The organism is Microcoleus sp. Aus8_D2, from assembly GCF_036702665.1.
Lineage (GTDB): Bacteria > Cyanobacteriota > Cyanobacteriia > Cyanobacteriales > Microcoleaceae > Microcoleus.
Window position 1 is genome coordinate 19,718 of record NZ_JAUBUN010000032.1, and the last position, 15,139, is coordinate 34,856.

The following is a 15,139-nucleotide window of genomic DNA, read 5'->3' on the forward strand; positions in this document are numbered from 1 at the left end:
GTGGGGGCGGGTTTATAAATACCCTGCATGGGAATTAGAAATACTGGTGAACCCGCCCCTACAAGATTGTGGATTGTGCTGCAAAATATCAGCTTTCGCATCCTGATTACCCTGTAGGGGCGGGTTCACCAACAATAATTGAAACAAACAAACAGGTAAAATAAACCCGCCCCCACCCAGCGAAATAACCGGATTTCCCTAAAACCTCACAGTCACCAAAATCACCAACAATAATTGACACAAACAAACAGATGAAATAAACCCGCCCCGGCCCTATGCGTGGGTGGGGGCGGGTTTATAAATACCCTGCATGGGAATTAGAAATACTGGTGAACCCGCCCCTACAAGATTGTGGATTGTCATGCAAGATATCAGCATCCAGATTACCCTGTAGGGGCGGGTTCACCAACAATATTTGACACCAACAAACAGGTGAAATAAACCCGCCCCCACCCAGCGAAATAACCGGATTTCCCTAAAACCTCACAGTCACCAAAATCACCCGCCGGGGCTGATTTTCCGCTTCAATAGTATACTCAACACGCCCAAAACCTTTCGGCCCCGGTTCAACTAAATCGTAGCGAGATGTCACCGTCCCCGCTGCTGTGTCATATTGATACTTATCATTTATCTTCTCCCTGGAGAGCTTGCCCCCGGCTCTAGATTAAATTTGAAGAAGTGAAATGGCTGAGAAAAGTAAGGGTTGTTCATACAATTTTGTGCTGTGGAACAGGAGATATCAATCGAGAGATTTTTACCATTACTAACATCTACCAGCATTGTATTGATCCTCCCAGGTTTCCCCACTTGGGAAGCTACTTGATTTCCATCTACATAAACCTCAATTTTGGGTGGTGAAACCAGCTCCTGATCCTGATCGCTAACTCCATACTCCAATCGAAGAGAAGCACGACCCCCTGGAAGTTTACAAGTCCAACCGGCCTCGCGTACCCTCATAATACTGGTGTATATTTGTCTGCCTATGGAAATATCGCTACCTTCCCTGGAAAAATTTTGTAGTATGCCATAGTTGTTAACCTTACCCCCTGTAACAAGACATTTCAGGTCGAGTATATGGATTGGGCGCTGAGCCTGTGCCACTTGTGCACCAACAGTCGCTAGAGTAAAAGACAACACCCCAGCCGACAACAAACCACTGAGCCACCGAACTCGCTTCATAAAAATATCCTGCCAAAACTTTAATAAATTACTATAAAGGATGAGCTGTGTAGGAAAAGTCCTGACTTTAGACAGATGACAAAATCTAAATTGTCTCATTTGTACGAAATGTCAGGTACAATAAATCATGTAAACTCCAGCTTCTCCTATCTGTATGGATATTGCCGCAGTTTTAAAACTGGCAGATGACCTAGTTTTTGTCAAAACCGGAAAGCACTTAGACTACGTGCAAGAAGCTATCCTGCGGGGAACATTTAAAAAACGCACCTACACGCAAATTGCTAAGGAAGTTTACTCTAGTTCAAGTCATGTGAGAAATGTCGGTTCGGAACTCTGGAAAATACTTTCTGAAGGATTGGGAGAAAATATTACTAAAGCTAGTTTGAAACCCATATTAGAAAATGGTGATTTTTATAACTATCAATTAGCTGTAGTTGGCGATAATATAAAACTTGGTAAGAATGTAACAGTTAATAACAACCTTAGTATTTGTTCTAAAAAAGCCCGTGAAGCGCAGCTATCCCGCAGGGAATCGCCCAAAACACCCCAAAACCCGCAACCAACAGCCAAACAGCCCCGCATCGACTTAGGCGACGCACCGGAAATCCTCACGTTTTACGATCGCACTTCCCAACTCACCACCCTCGAAAACTGGATTTTAGCAAGCCGCACCCGTCTGATCGCGATCCTAGGATTGGCTGGAAGCGGCAAAAGTGCGATCGCACTCCAACTCATCCAACAAATTCACCACCAATTCGACTGCATCATCTGGCGCAGCCTCCGCAACACTCCACCGCTGAGTGCACTCCAAACCGACTTAATTCAATCCCTATCGCAGCAGCAAGAAACTAACCCCCCCAACCCCCCCCTTATCAAGGGGGGGCGAAGAGATTCAACCTCCTTATCCCAGGGAGGGCGAAGAGATTCAACCTCTTTCTCCCCCCCTTAGCAAGGGGGGGTTGGGGGGGGTTATCGAATATTTGCGATCGCACCGCTGTCTGATCGTACTCGATGATGTCCAAACAATCTTCAGCAGCAGACAACTAGCAGGAAACTACAAACCAAGCTATGAAAATTATGGCACTTTCTTCAAACAAATAGCAGAATCATGTCACAACAGTTGCTTAGTTTTGCTCAGTTGGGAAAAACCCAGAGAAATCCCAGCATTAGAAGGCGAACATAAAAATTGTCAAACATTGCAACTCAACGGTTTAGGCGAATCAGCACGAGAACTATTCACAGAAAAAGGTTTACTTGAATCAGAAAAATGGTCAGAATTGATTGAGCTTTACGGAGGCAATCCATTGTGGTTAAATATAGTAGCGACAATAATTCAAGACTTATTTGACGGCAAAGTTTCGGCATTTTTATCTTATGATAGCCTGGTTTTAGGAGATTTAGAATATTTATTGCACCAACATTTTCAGCGATTGTCGGAACCAGAAAAACAGGTGATGTCCTGGTTAGCCAATGAAACCGCAGCAGTGGAAATCTCAAACAAGCCAAAGACGATCGAACTATCGCCGTCAGAATTCCTCAAAGCCTTGGAATCCTTGAGACGCAGGTCATTAATTGAAAAAGTTTACTTAGGCCGTACGTTGTTTAGTGTGCAGCGGGCGATCGCAGAATATGTAAAAACCAACATCAAATAACTTCCAAACATCCAAACCCAAAGCGCGTTAATCGGCTCTTTATTCAAGCAAACAGCAAGTTTTATACTAAAGTTTTAGGTTCTGGGAGAGATTTACCATCTACCTGATATTCTTCAACTAAAAGCTCTAATACCTCCACTCCATTCTGCAAAGCTTCTTCGTAGGTATATCCATGAGTGTGAAACTGCTGAGATGGAAAATCAGGTAAATGAACTAGGTAGCAGTTATCTTCATCCGACCATTGAATAACAATTATATAAGGTAATTTCATCATTCTGATTCCTCTTCTTCAATTGCTTTCAATATGCCAATTTTTCGATTAACTTCTCTCTCTAAATACAGTTTTGCATCATCGCCATCATTTCCAGCAATGGTAATAGGTTCATTAGGTAGTAAAGGATGAACCCATCTTGTATGACTGCCTTTTGCCGATCGATAAGTAAACCCAGCTTTTAACTGGTTCCCAGGCTCCAGCCTGGGAATCAATATCTAGAGGCTCTGCCTCGGTTGAAAAAATGGAGGCAGAGCCTCCGAATATATGTTACCAGGCTCTAGCCTGGTAACGAGTAAACTAATATCAAATAACTTCAAAACATCCAAACCCAAAGCGCGTTAATTCGCCTACATCAGCGGTTAAAAAACCCAAAAATCCAACTTTGCCCAAAACTTTGGGCCAAACACCCGCATTTAGCCCTAAAATAAAAAAGACTGACTAGCCAACAAAGCCCTATGTTTGAAGCCCTTGCCGATCGACTCGAATCCACCTGGAAAAAACTGCGCGGACAGAATAAAATCTCCGAATCCAACATCCAAGACGCCATCAAAGAAGTCCGCCGCGCCCTCCTGGAAGCCGATGTCAACCTCCAAGTCGTCAAAAACTTCGTCGCAGAGGTAACGGCCAAAGCACAAGGCGCAGAAGTCGTTACAGGCGTCCGTCCCGACCAACAATTCATCAAAATCGTCCACGACGAACTCGTGCGCGTCATGGGGGAAACCAACGTACCCCTCGCCACCGCCGAATCCGGGCCCACAGTCGTGCTGATGGCCGGTTTGCAAGGAACCGGGAAAACCACAGCTACCGCCAAACTAGCCCTGCACCTCCGCAAGCAAAATCTTACCGCACTGCTAGTCGCCACGGACATTTATCGACCAGCCGCGATCGACCAATTGCTCACCCTCGGCAAACAAATCGACGTACCAGTATTTGAACTAGGCAAAGATACTGACCCCGTAGAAATCGCCCGCCAAGGCATCGAACGCGGCAAAGAACTAGGCGTAGATACCATCATCGTCGATACAGCAGGCCGCCTGCAAATCGACCAAGAAATGATGGCAGAATTGGCCCGCATCAAACAAACAGTACAACCCCACGAAACGCTGTTAGTTGTTGATGCCATGACAGGCCAAGAAGCAGCAAATTTAACCCGCACCTTTCACGAACAAATCGGCATTACCGGCGCCATCTTAACGAAATTAGACGGCGACAGCCGCGGCGGCGCAGCCCTATCCGTGCGACAAATATCCGGTGCGCCGATTAAATTTGTCGGCGTCGGCGAAAAAGTGGAAGCATTGCAACCATTTTATCCCGATCGCATGGCATCGAGAATCCTCGGCATGGGCGATGTCTTAACGCTAGTAGAAAAAGCGCAAGAAGAATTCGACATCGCCGATGCCGAGAAAATGCAAGAGAAAATGCTCACGGCAAAGTTTGACTTTACCGACTTTCTCAAACAAACCAGACTGTTAAAAAACATGGGTTCCCTCGGCGGCATCATGAAAATGATTCCCGGGATGAACAAACTCTCCGACGAACAAATGCGACAAGGCGAAGTGCAGCTAAAACGCACCGAAGCCATGATTAATTCCATGACAGTTGAAGAACGCCGCAATCCCGAATTGTTAGCAAGTTCTCCATCCCGCCGCCGCCGCATCGGAAAAGGCGCAGGCTACGCAGAAAACGACGTAACAAAACTTGTCAGCGACTTCCAAAAAATGCGTACCATGATGCAGCAAATGAGTCAAGGTAACTTTACAGGAATGGGAGGATTGCCGGGAATGCCGGGAATGCCAGGAATGCAAGGAATGCAGGGAATGCCCGGTCAGAAGAAAAAGAAAAAAAACAAGCCGAAAAAAGGTTTTGGTCAGTTGTAAAAAATGGTTTGTAGTGAGGACTTCAGTCCTTTCTTTGATGCGGACTAAAGTCCTCACTACAAACCTGTTTGTAGTGAGGACTTCAGTCCTTTCTTTGATGCGGACTAAAGTCCTCACTACAAACCTGTGGAACAGGCCGGAAAGCCTGTGAATTCTGGCGGGTTCTTCGGCCCACCCCGCAACAAATAATAATTATTGTGGAAATCGTCTTAGCGGTTGCTATATCTAAAACAGAAAGTCTGGAATTGAATATGGTACAAACATTTACTCAACCAGAAACTATATCTCTCGAAGTGCCAAATTCGATCGCCCTTTTAGTCACCGGCGAGCAATTCGAGGCCCTAGCATTGGCAAATCGCGACTTGAGATTAGAGAGAACTGCACGAGGAGAATTAATCGTGAATCCGCCCACCGGAGGAGAATCAGGTAGTCGCAATCTTAGCATCAGCGGACAACTGGATCGCTGGTGCGAAGCAAACGAGGATTTAGGAGAAGGCTTTGATTCTTCTACCGGGTTCATTCTCCCTAACGGTGCTCGCTTTTCTCCCGACGCTTCCTGGGTGAGTCGAGCTCGTTGGGAAGCGCTAACTGCAAAAGAACGAAAAGGCTTTGTTCCCCTGTGTCCCGACTTTGTAGTAGAATTGCGTTCGGCATCTGACAGTCTCTCCACCCTGCAAGCAAAGATGCGGGAATATATGGAAAACGGCGCGAGACTGGGCTGGTTAATTGACCCGCAAAACCAACGGGTAGAAATTTATCGACAACAAGCAGAAGTAGAAATATTAATTAGTCCAGCCGAGTTGTCCGGTGAAGATATATTGCCCGGATTTGTGCTCTCTTTGAGGCGAGTGTGGCGATAAATAGCTGCTGCTTTAAATTTTTCATTTCCGCAAACAAGCTCTCTAAACGCTTTGAATCGCTGCTCTAAATTCGCGCATTGCCTGAAGGTGATTTTCGATATTGATACACCGTGCCAATAGTAGCACATCTAAATCTGGCAACACCAAAGAGCGATCGACTTCTGCATATCCATCTTCCAAAAGCGAGTACAAACGCAGCCTACCATTTTCCCAAAACCAAACTTCAGGAATTTCCAGGCGTTTGTAAGCTTCCAACTTATTAATCCCACCGCTAGTCACCACCACTTCCACCACCAAATCAGGACGTTCTCGGTTAGCACCCAATTTATAGGATTTATCAGCTTCTCGCTTCACCAATCCCGATGGACTTTCCAGGGTCATCGATCCAGTAGGCTGATAATCAATTCCAACTTGCAATAGATAAAGATCGAGTAGAGAACCAATTCGTTCTTTAATAGTTTCATGTTTTCTTCCCGGCCTACGTCTAATCTCCAATACCCCATCTAAAAACGACAGCCTCACCCCCGGGCGTGAGAGCAACTGTTCAACAGCCTTAAACTCTCTCCAGCTCATTCCGTCAATTAAGATAAGTTCATCAAGCCTTTCTAACTTTTCTAAAGTTGCTGTCATCCCAACCGCTCCTTACTCAATCCCATCTTAATTATAAACTGTACTGCATTCCAATTTTATATTTTTTTAGCCCTATCGAAACCCGTCATAGCGCGATCGGTCAAACCCCAACCTGCAAAGGTTCGTAGTGAGGACTTTAGTCCTTCTTAATGCGGACTGAAGTCCTCACTACGAACCTCGAAAAATTGCAATGATCTTATCTACTTTCCGAAAATTTCCTTGTTCTCATCCGGCACAAATTCCGTCACCACTTGGCCGCCACCACCGTTACCTTTGACAACCACAGTTTGATTTTTCAACTCTCCCGCCGCCCTCGGCCCAGTCAAATTAAACACCGGATTTAGTTGTTTGTAAACCACATTTCCTTCTGCATCGAACGTCTGGTTAGTTAAATACCACGTTACGCGATCGGTATTCAATTGAGATTCACGTTTATCCCCAATTCCTACCACATTTCCCGTCAAATAAAAAATCTTTTTATCTAAATCTCCCCGCCCCGTATCGCCAGTCATCGTCACCTTTTCCACGCGGTGAAAAATCTTCACTGGCCCCGGCGAAACCACATTTTGCGCCGGAAAATTCCAACTCATTAAACTGCTTTCTATTTGCAGCGGCGGGTCTGATGGCATCAATTGAGCGTTTTGCGTCAGAGTCGCAATCTTGGTTTTTAAGTCTACATCTACTTTGTCGGCAAAACCGCTGTCTGTTACAGTTTTACCTTTGTATCTGTCAATTTGAGCCGGTTGGTCGCTATGTACCTTTTGTTGCTCCACAAACCACACTAAATGCTCGGTGCGCAATTGCAAAACAGGATCTTTAACATTGGCTACCACAGAGCCGAATAACTCCATTCTCTTAGCCCTGCTGAAAACCCGCGCTTCTTTCGCGGAAGCAGTCACTTGTTTGTTCTCTCCGGTCAAATTATTGCGGACAACTAAAATATCTTCCTTCGGGCGCCACTCCAACTCGTTTCCCCGCAATACCACGCCATTTTTAAGGTCAGTTGCGACTATATTACCTTTGAGAAAAACCTGATTTCCTTCCTGAAATACCTGCCCAGTTTCTCCCTGAATGTCATAAATTTCTTGGCCGTCCTGAAACAATTTACCGACAGGTTTCTGAACGTTAACTGTCTTTTGGTCTTTGCTATAGACGGCATTTTTTGAGTTTACTTTCCAGAACGTTTCACCCTTTTCGTTTGCTTGTTCTAGGGTTACTTTATTTAAGGTCAAACTGCTGTTTGACTGTTGAGCAGTTTTGAGATCCTCAGCTAATTTGTTTTTTTGAGTCTCTTGCGGAGCCGCACAAGCACCAATCCCCAAGATTAATGCTACTAAAAATAGCATTAACTTTGGGGACTGGAGACTGGGAATTTTAGATTTGAAATTAATCATTGGTAATTCATAATTGGGCATTTGGCATTGGGCATTGATAATTGGTAATTGGTAATTGGCTAATTAAAAACACTAATCAAAAATCTGTCATACTTGAGCTAAATTTTTAACTTCTAATTTTCAATTATTCAACCCATCAGCTATTACCCATTACCTATTACCCATCACCCATCACCCATCACCAAATCCCTATCTGTCGTCGTGTTCGTCCATCAAGCTCAAACCCGACAATGGGCGGTAAGCATAATTAGGGCGCGAAGTTTTTTGGATGTCGTCTTTAATCATTTCCAAATCGATGTAGCGATCGGCTACATTAATCAAACTGTCGCTCGTCATCGATCGCAAACTCACCACCTCCACCCGCACGCCGCGATAGCTCACAGCATCCACAGCATAGGCCAAATCGCCGTCGCCGCTCACCAAAACGGCGGTGTCGTAAGAACCCACCAACGCCATCATGTCCACAGCGATTTCTACATCCAAGTTTGCCTTCTTAGAACCGTCGGGTAATTGCACCAAATCCTTAGAAATCACTCGATAGCCGTTGCGGCGCATCCACAGCAAAAACCCCTGCTGTTTCTCGTTAGTGCGATCGACACCCGTGTAGAAAAAAGAGCGCAACAGCCGCGATCCCGCAGTTAAACGACACAATAGCTTAGTGTAATCAATCTCAATTCCCAATTGCAAAGCCGCGTAAAAAAGATTAGACCCGTCAATAAAAATTGCCACTCGACCGCGATTTTCCAGAACCTGTTCCGGCGTAAAAAGGTCGTTGCTTTCTATTCTATTCAACATGATTGTTATGCCTCAATTTTTATGAAAGATTGGTAAGGAAATAAGTGCTAATTCATAATCTGTCATAGCACCCCGATCGCAGGCTACCGACTATGACGCTACTGTTTCCAGTAGTTCCAGCCGCTTAAACACTGGTTGGGGTTCCCCCAGAGTTTGGTTTGCAGGCAAAGCGCCCCAGGCAGCATGAACTGCAAAAGTCGCTAAACTGTTAACTGTCACCCGATCGTTAAAGTCAATTGAAAAACCTAGCTGCTGATAGATAGCGTTGCTGATATTCGGAATAATCGGCGATAAAAGGTAAGATGCTAGTCTAACAGATTCCAGAACCGAATATAGCACTTGTTGAACACTTTCGAGCTGTCCTTGCTTGTACAAACTCCAAGGTGCTTCTACGTCAATAAACTTGTTGCCGGCTCGAACTAATGCAAGCACAGCTTCGCAAGCCTTACTAAAAGCTAACTCTTCGTAAAAACCCGCTACTCGATCGCCCAAATCCAGGCTCATACCCTTGAGAAGGTTGTCGCCGGAAATGTTTTCCCCACACACATTTGGTACTAAGCCACCGCAATATTTGCGAGCCATGTTTAAGGTACGGTTAAGCAAATTTCCCAGATCGTTTGCTAGCTCAGCATTCAATATATTGATAAACCGAGTTTCGTTAAAATCACCATCCTCTCCGAACTCGATTTCTTTGAGGAAATAGTAACGCACTGCATCAGGGCCGTATTTATTGACCAATTCGACCGGGTTTAAAGTATTTCCCTCCGTTTTTCCCATTTTTTTGCCGTCTTTGGTCAAAAAACCGTGAGCGAAGACGTGCCCCGGTACCGACATACCCGCTGACATCAGCATTGCCGGCCAGTAAACTGCGTGGAAGCGAAGAATATCTTTGCCGATCAAGTGCAGGTCAATCGGCCACCATTTAGATAAAGCATTCTCTAACAGCGGGTCGCTGTCCGGATCGAGCAGAGCCGTGACGTATCCCAACAAAGCGTCAAACCACACGTAAATGGTGTGACTGGGGTCAACCGGTATCGGCAATCCCCATTCCAGATTCACCCGAGAAATCGAAAAGTCTTGGAGTCCCGAGTTGACGAAGCTGAGCACTTCGTTGCGCCGACTTTCTGGCGCGATAAAGTCGGGACGTTCTGCGTACAACGCCAGCAGTTGGTCTTGATAGCGCGACAGGCGGAAAAAGTAATTTTCTTCGTCGCGCCACTCAACTGCCTTGCTGGTATGGACAGAGCACCGATTTCCGGGCAATAAATCGCGTTCATCTTTGAATTCTTCACAGGAGACGCAGTACCAGCCTTGTTGCTGGTTCAAGTAGATGTCGCCGGAGTTCCAGACACGCTGGAAAAATTCTTTGACAATGTACTCGTGGCGGCGCGAAGTTGTGCGGATGAAACGATCGTACTGGATAGAGAGTTGCTCCCACAGCGCCTCAAACCCTGGAACAACTAAATCGCAGTGAGCTTGGGGCGATCGTCCCAAACTCTCGGCCGTGCGCTGAATTTTCTGCCCGTGTTCGTCGGTTCCGGTAACCAACAACACTGATTTGCCCCGCAGCCGCTCAAATCGGGCTAGGGCATCGGCTGCCATAGTCGTGTAAGCGCTGCCAACGTGAGGCAAATCATTGACATAATACAGAGGCGTTGTTATGGCAAAGGTATTCTTAGTTATATCGGTCGATTTCATTGAATGGTAAAAGAAAATTCCCTAAATTTAATTTCGATCTTAACTCAGCGCTTAACTCTTTTCTGGAGTGGCAATCAAGCCAAAATTGCTGCAACTTGTGGGCAATTGTTTAACCCGGGCTATTCCCAAAAGAAATATAGCTTTCCTCTCAAGACTAATCTTTTTTAGATCTTTTTGACGAACTCTCTAAAATGTCTTAAGATTTTGATATTTCGCTGCCTTCGGGCCCCATAAAAGTGCCGCTCCCGGGTCTTCAATTCATTTCTCGCAGGCGCTATGGCCCAGTGCCGGGGATCGCCGACCGGATTTGCAGCCAAACTCCTCGGTTAGGCTGCTGAAAGGAGCCACTCGACTGGTGCTCCGCGAGGGTTTGCTGTCAATGGGCGATCGCCCGCAACTCCTACCAGTTTCCGCTCCGAGCCTGGAGGCAGCAACCGGGTTTTTTACGAAAATCTATCGTGAAGCGCGATGCTTGAGTGTCTTGCCCCAGCAACAGCGGGAAAGCAAAGGTTTATTGACAAAAAAAACGGTTTCTTAATGTTGCCACCACATCCGGCAAAGACAATAAAACCCCAAGAGAGTTAGGCTTGGGCCTATCTCAAATTATGGTGAATATAACAATATGTTATCCTTCAGGAAAATTAACTCGATTGCCGCCAATAGCTTCTGACAAATAATCCGCCGCAGCTTCCACCACCGCGATCGCATTTTCGTAAACCATTCGCGTCGGCCCCAAAACCCCAACACTACCCACCGGCACTGATCCCCGGCGGTAAGTCGAAGAAATTAGAGTACAGCCCCGAATTGGTTCTAACGAATTTTCCGAGCCAATACGCACCGTTACCCGTTTCCCGGGCGAGTCCAAATCAGGCGATTCAAAAATCAAAGGCCAAAGCAGTTCCTGTTCTTGTTCGAGCAGTTGCACCAGGGTTTGAACTTGCTGCAACTGCGAAAACTCTGGCAAACGGAGCGCTTCCGCCAAACCGCCGATCAGAATCCGGGTGTAGGTTGGATTGCTTTGACGGCTGCTCAATGCAGCCAGCATGGTTTCCATCCACTCAGCGTACAGTTCAAAGTCCCGGTCTAACTCGCTCCAGTCTACAGCCGAGAGTTCCGAGAGCGATCGCCCGCGTAACTTGCTATTCAAAAAATTGGACAAAATCTGCAATTCGCGATCGACAATTTCGACATCAGGCAAATTACCTTCTGCGCCCTTCGGCAACTGCACCAACACCGAATGAGTTTCGTAGGCATCTGTCACCACGATCAGCATCACCTTTCCAGCCTCTAGCTGCACCAGTTGCAAGTGGCGCAAGCAAGCCATATTGGTTTGCGGTATGGTAATCATGGCAATGTAACCGCTGATCGTTGCCAGAATTTGAGCAGCGCCTCGGAGTGCCGCGTCCATGCGACCGTCCGACCAATTGAGCTGGTCTAGTACCTGTTCCACTTTGCGTGCCAGGGTATCAGATGGCTGAATCAACTGGTCTACGTAAATTCTGTAGCCGGAGTCAGAGGGGACTCGTCCGGCTGAAGTGTGGGGCTGATATAGCAGTCCAGCTTTTTCCAGAGTCCCCATCGCATTGCGAATGGTAGCTGGGCTGACGCTGAGGTTGTATTCGTCAGCCAAAGCTTTTGAGCCAACGGGTTCCGCTGTAGCTATGTAGTGGCGAACCGTTGCCCAAAGGATGTGTTGTTGCCGATCGGTGAGGTTAACGCGCACAGATATTTAAGCAGAATAGGAATTTAGAGTTGAAAGCCATTGAAAACCTTTGTCCGAAAATGGCGATCGGGCAGAGTTATTTATTTAAGATAACAGATTTAGGTTAAGGAAGAAGTCAGTTGTTACTGGTTATTGATTATCGGTGATTGGTGATTAGTGATTGGTTATTAGTTATTTGTTATTGATTATTCGGTGATTTATAAGTTCTAATCCCCCATGCCCATGCCCATGCCCCATGCCCCATGCCCCATGCCCCACTGCCCTGCGCGGGCCCATGCCCTGCGCGGGCCCATGCCCCATGCCCCATGCCCCATGCCCAATTCCCTTCACGTGTGTTCTTTCAGAATATTTTCCAAATAACTAGCCACTGCATCCGGCTGTTCCATCATTGCCAAATGGCCACAATCAAGCTGAAGCACATTTTCGCCACAACCTTGGAACATCCAGTGAAAGCTAGCCAAATGCAGCACGTATTTTGGTTCCATAATTTTGTCTTTAGTGCCGGCAATAAAATAAACAGGCTGCTTGAGTCGGGACACTATTTGCGGCAACAGGTGAATCTCGGCTTCTGTGGTGGAGTCCAACAAAGCCCCCAAAGCTGCATCTGGATGAGCCGCCACAAAATCTTTCAAGCGCTGCCGTCCCCAGTCGCGCCCGATCGATCTTGCCACAGAATCGCGGGCAAACACGTAATCTGCTAACGGCAAGTGAGGCAGCCAGCGGGGACGCATTTTTACTAGCTGTTTGCCTACCGCTCGAAACCGCTCGAATTCTTCCTTTAGATAGATGCCGCCGCCTGCATTTATGCAGACGACACCTTTAATACGATCGGACAATTGGCTGGCTCCCCAAAGGGCGATCGTACCGCCGAGAGAGTGTCCCACCAGCCAAGCACTAGAAATATCCAGTTTTTCGAGTAAAATTTCCAAATCGCGAGCGTAAGCGGAGGCAGTGTAGCAGGAATTGAGCGATTCTGCTGGCTCGCGACTCTCGCCGCCGTCGGCTTGAGAATCGCCAAACCCGCGCAAATCGTAGGTTAGGCACTGATAGTTTGGTGCCAAGCGATCGGTCAAAGGTTGCCAGTAGCGGCGGCTTAACAGCCAGCCGTGGACAAATACCAGAACCGGAGAAGTTGCAGTCGGAGCCGTCAAATCGCAAGCGTGCCGAACCCCTAGGATGTCGATGGTTGCCATAAATTTATCGTATCGCGAAATCAACACAGAGCGATCGGCAGTTCGAGGAGGGCGATCGGCTGAGTTTAACTTTCTCAGAATCAAGGCCAGGCATCGAGCAAAAACCCAGTTTCCGAGCACAAGAGAAATGGAAGTCGGCAGCATAAAGCAGGAATAATCAATAAAATCAAGGGTTTCAGGAATTAAGAACCGATACTTTTTTGCTAACATTCGTCAACAAATACATAAGTTGAGGTGTTCTTTCAACCAAGGTGTATCAACCGATGCCCGCAATAAAATCCCGCGATCACCATTTAGATCCCTGTTCATGCAGCGTCCATCCTCGTCTTTAATAACGCGGGAACCACCAATCTTCTTAATCTCCCCAGTCCAGGAAACTGTTTTTGACCTGTAAGCTTCGTTAATATCGGTCAAGGCTACCTTGCTCGATTCCCAAGCTTTCCACTCAAGGTGTTTCTTGAACTGATAATGAGATAAAGTAAGCATCTGACGCACGGTTTTAGAACGGAGCTTACGACGTGACTTGCTGACAATCTTGGAAGATTCAAATGATGGCAATAAGATGACATCAAAATTATCAACCAAGAATTTAGCAGTCTTGTAATGCAGCTCTTTTACCATGTGTTTAATTTGAGACTTCAACCTGTCAGCCGCCTTTTTAAATCTTTTCTTCTGTTCGTTAGCAGCTTTACTCATTTTTGAAATCAGCTTGTCTAGCTTGAAGCACAGTTTTTGGATTTGAAGATTGGAATCATTGCCGAGATATCCGTAAGAATTCTCGGAAATAAAAGTCATGAATGTGCGAACACCGGGATCTAAGGCAACCACGCGACCTTGGTTATCGGTCTGACTTGGTTGCACTTCTTCAGAAACAATCAGGTAATACTCACCATAGGCAAGTGTTAGCCGTCCATCACTGAAACTTTCTGGTAATGCCTCTTTCAGCTTTGATTGACCCAATATTGTGTGGTAGATGCCACAGTCTTTAATGGCAGACTTAGGGATGTAAACAGATTGCTTTGTATCTTTGCGACTGCGGAATTTGCAGCGACGAACTTGTCCGTCTTTCTTGAAATCTGCTTTGGCTTTTTTGACAGCCTGACAAGCGTCTTTAATAGCAATTGATTTGACTTGAAATAAAACTGATGACGCCCAGTCCGGTAGTGAGTTGACAATTCCTGTCTTGATTGTCAGCCAGTTGGCTTTGGTTCCCGGCTCTTGTAAGTATTTAATTGTTGTATTAAATACGAATCGGGAAACACCAAACCATTTTTTTAGGAGAGCTTTTTGCTCAGGGTTGGGGAATATTCGGATCTTTCTTGATTTTCTGGCTGTAGCTTCCCAGGCCGTGCATTCTGCAACGGTCGCCGTGAAGGATGGCGAGAATATCGGCTGTGAGTTCGGTTTCTGGAAAGTGTACAGGGTTTGAGAGAACCAAGATTTCTCCACCGTTTTGTTTGACCATAAACTCGAATAGCTCAAATCCGAATCGACACAATCTGTCTTTACAGGCAATAACAATTTGGAGCTGATCTGAGCGCATAAGCCTGACCAGTAGGGCTTGCAATCCTTTCCTTTTGAAGTTGAGTCCAGAGCCGATGTCTTGGACGATTTCGGCTTCTGGATATCGTTCTCGCATAAATTCAACTTGCCTTGCAAGGTCGTCTCGCTGTTTGGTTGAACTGACGCGACATTCGCAAATAGTGGTAACTCCAATTGCACCGCGCTGGTAGGACTCGACATCGTAGAGCCTTTGTCCAGATCAGTTTTTGATGCTCTTGATTTTCCCTTCATCTGCATACTTTCTTAAGGTGTTTGCGTGCAAGCCCAGAAATTCGACTTATGAGTCTGAGTGGTATATATG

The 15,139-nt window shown here is 46.3% G+C and carries 14 protein-coding genes; 4 read left to right on the plus strand and 10 right to left on the minus strand.

Annotation, left to right across the window (positions count from 1 at the left end; translation table 11 throughout):
• Positions 1–1,333 precede the first annotated feature (1,333 nt).
• Positions 1,334–2,128, plus strand: a complete 795-nt coding sequence (locus QUB64_RS22565) for an NB-ARC domain-containing protein (protein ID WP_333267326.1) — start codon at positions 1,334–1,336, stop codon at positions 2,126–2,128.
• Between the two features lie 10 nt (positions 2,129–2,138).
• The gene (locus QUB64_RS22570) at positions 2,139–2,831 is read left to right on the plus strand and encodes a hypothetical protein (protein ID WP_333267328.1); all 693 of its coding nucleotides are present in this window, start codon (positions 2,139–2,141) and stop codon (positions 2,829–2,831) included.
• Between the two features lie 61 nt (positions 2,832–2,892).
• Here QUB64_RS22570 and QUB64_RS22575 read toward each other — a convergent pair whose 3' ends face one another.
• Complete coding sequence (locus tag QUB64_RS22575; RefSeq protein ID WP_333267392.1) at positions 2,893–3,102, minus strand: type II toxin-antitoxin system HicB family antitoxin; 210 nt, start codon at positions 3,100–3,102, stop codon at positions 2,893–2,895.
• Complete coding sequence (locus tag QUB64_RS22580; RefSeq protein WP_333267330.1) at positions 3,102–3,317, minus strand: type II toxin-antitoxin system HicA family toxin; 216 nt, start codon at positions 3,315–3,317, stop codon at positions 3,102–3,104. The genes QUB64_RS22575 and QUB64_RS22580 overlap by 1 nt, the downstream gene beginning before the upstream one ends.
• Positions 3,318–3,560: 243 nt before the next feature.
• Between QUB64_RS22580 and ffh the strand changes: the two genes are divergently transcribed.
• Both ffh and QUB64_RS22590 read left to right on the plus strand, forming a co-directional pair.
• A complete protein-coding gene (ffh, locus tag QUB64_RS22585; protein ID WP_333267332.1) occupies positions 3,561–4,982 on the plus strand; it encodes a signal recognition particle protein in 1,422 nt (473 codons plus the stop codon).
• Positions 4,983–5,233: 251 nt separating this feature from the next.
• Positions 5,234–5,842: a Uma2 family endonuclease gene (locus QUB64_RS22590; RefSeq protein ID WP_333267394.1), complete on the plus strand. Its 609-nt coding sequence runs from the start codon at positions 5,234–5,236 to the stop codon at positions 5,840–5,842.
• 42 nt (positions 5,843–5,884) lie between these two features.
• Here the strand turns inward: QUB64_RS22590 and QUB64_RS22595 are convergent, their stop codons facing one another.
• The 8 genes from QUB64_RS22595 to QUB64_RS22625 form a co-directional block, all read right to left on the minus strand.
• A complete protein-coding gene (locus tag QUB64_RS22595; protein WP_333267334.1) occupies positions 5,885–6,472 on the minus strand; it encodes a Uma2 family endonuclease in 588 nt (195 codons plus the stop codon).
• 200 nt (positions 6,473–6,672) lie between these two features.
• Entirely contained in the window at positions 6,673–7,866 is a 1,194-nt protein-coding gene (gene lptC, locus QUB64_RS22600) for an LPS export ABC transporter periplasmic protein LptC (RefSeq protein WP_333267336.1), read from the minus strand.
• Between the two features lie 189 nt (positions 7,867–8,055).
• Positions 8,056–8,661, minus strand: coding sequence for a LabA-like NYN domain-containing protein (locus QUB64_RS22605; protein WP_096831201.1), 606 nt, complete (start codon positions 8,659–8,661; stop codon positions 8,056–8,058).
• Positions 8,662–8,751: 90 nt separating this feature from the next.
• Positions 8,752–10,359 (minus strand): methionine--tRNA ligase, encoded by a 1,608-nt coding sequence (metG, locus tag QUB64_RS22610; protein WP_333267338.1) that lies wholly within the window; start codon positions 10,357–10,359, stop codon positions 8,752–8,754.
• A 625-nt stretch (positions 10,360–10,984) separates the two neighbouring features.
• Complete coding sequence (hrcA, locus tag QUB64_RS22615) at positions 10,985–12,088, minus strand: heat-inducible transcriptional repressor HrcA (RefSeq protein WP_442921694.1); 1,104 nt, start codon at positions 12,086–12,088, stop codon at positions 10,985–10,987.
• A gap of 320 nt (positions 12,089–12,408) precedes the next feature.
• Positions 12,409–13,275 (minus strand): alpha/beta fold hydrolase, encoded by an 867-nt coding sequence (locus QUB64_RS22620; RefSeq protein ID WP_333267396.1) that lies wholly within the window; start codon positions 13,273–13,275, stop codon positions 12,409–12,411.
• Between the two features lie 213 nt (positions 13,276–13,488).
• Positions 13,489–14,664: an RNA-guided endonuclease InsQ/TnpB family protein gene (locus tag QUB64_RS33045; RefSeq protein ID WP_369124799.1), complete on the minus strand. Its 1,176-nt coding sequence runs from the start codon at positions 14,662–14,664 to the stop codon at positions 13,489–13,491.
• Positions 14,567–14,992 (minus strand): IS607 family transposase, encoded by a 426-nt coding sequence (locus QUB64_RS22625; protein WP_333267398.1) that lies wholly within the window; start codon positions 14,990–14,992, stop codon positions 14,567–14,569. The genes QUB64_RS33045 and QUB64_RS22625 overlap by 98 nt, the downstream gene beginning before the upstream one ends.
• Positions 14,993–15,139: the final 147 nt, after the last annotated feature.

Bases quoted from the DNA above. Each gene is read 5' to 3' on its own strand.
- QUB64_RS22595 (WP_333267334.1), bottom strand. From the start codon at position 6,472: ATGACAGCAACTTTAGAAAAGTTAGAAAGGCTTGATGAACTTATCTTA.
- lptC (WP_333267336.1), bottom strand. From the start codon at position 7,866: ATGATTAATTTCAAATCTAAAATTCCCAGTCTCCAGTCCCCAAAGTTA.
- QUB64_RS22620 (WP_333267396.1), bottom strand. From the start codon at position 13,275: ATGGCAACCATCGACATCCTAGGGGTTCGGCACGCTTGCGATTTGACG.
- metG (WP_333267338.1), bottom strand. From the start codon at position 10,359: ATGAAATCGACCGATATAACTAAGAATACCTTTGCCATAACAACGCCT.
- QUB64_RS22590 (WP_333267394.1), top strand. From the start codon at position 5,234: ATGGTACAAACATTTACTCAACCAGAAACTATATCTCTCGAAGTGCCA.
- ffh (WP_333267332.1), top strand. From the start codon at position 3,561: ATGTTTGAAGCCCTTGCCGATCGACTCGAATCCACCTGGAAAAAACTG.
- QUB64_RS22605 (WP_096831201.1), bottom strand. From the start codon at position 8,661: ATGTTGAATAGAATAGAAAGCAACGACCTTTTTACGCCGGAACAGGTT.
- QUB64_RS22565 (WP_333267326.1), top strand. From the start codon at position 1,334: ATGGATATTGCCGCAGTTTTAAAACTGGCAGATGACCTAGTTTTTGTC.
- QUB64_RS22575 (WP_333267392.1), bottom strand. From the start codon at position 3,102: ATGAAATTACCTTATATAATTGTTATTCAATGGTCGGATGAAGATAAC.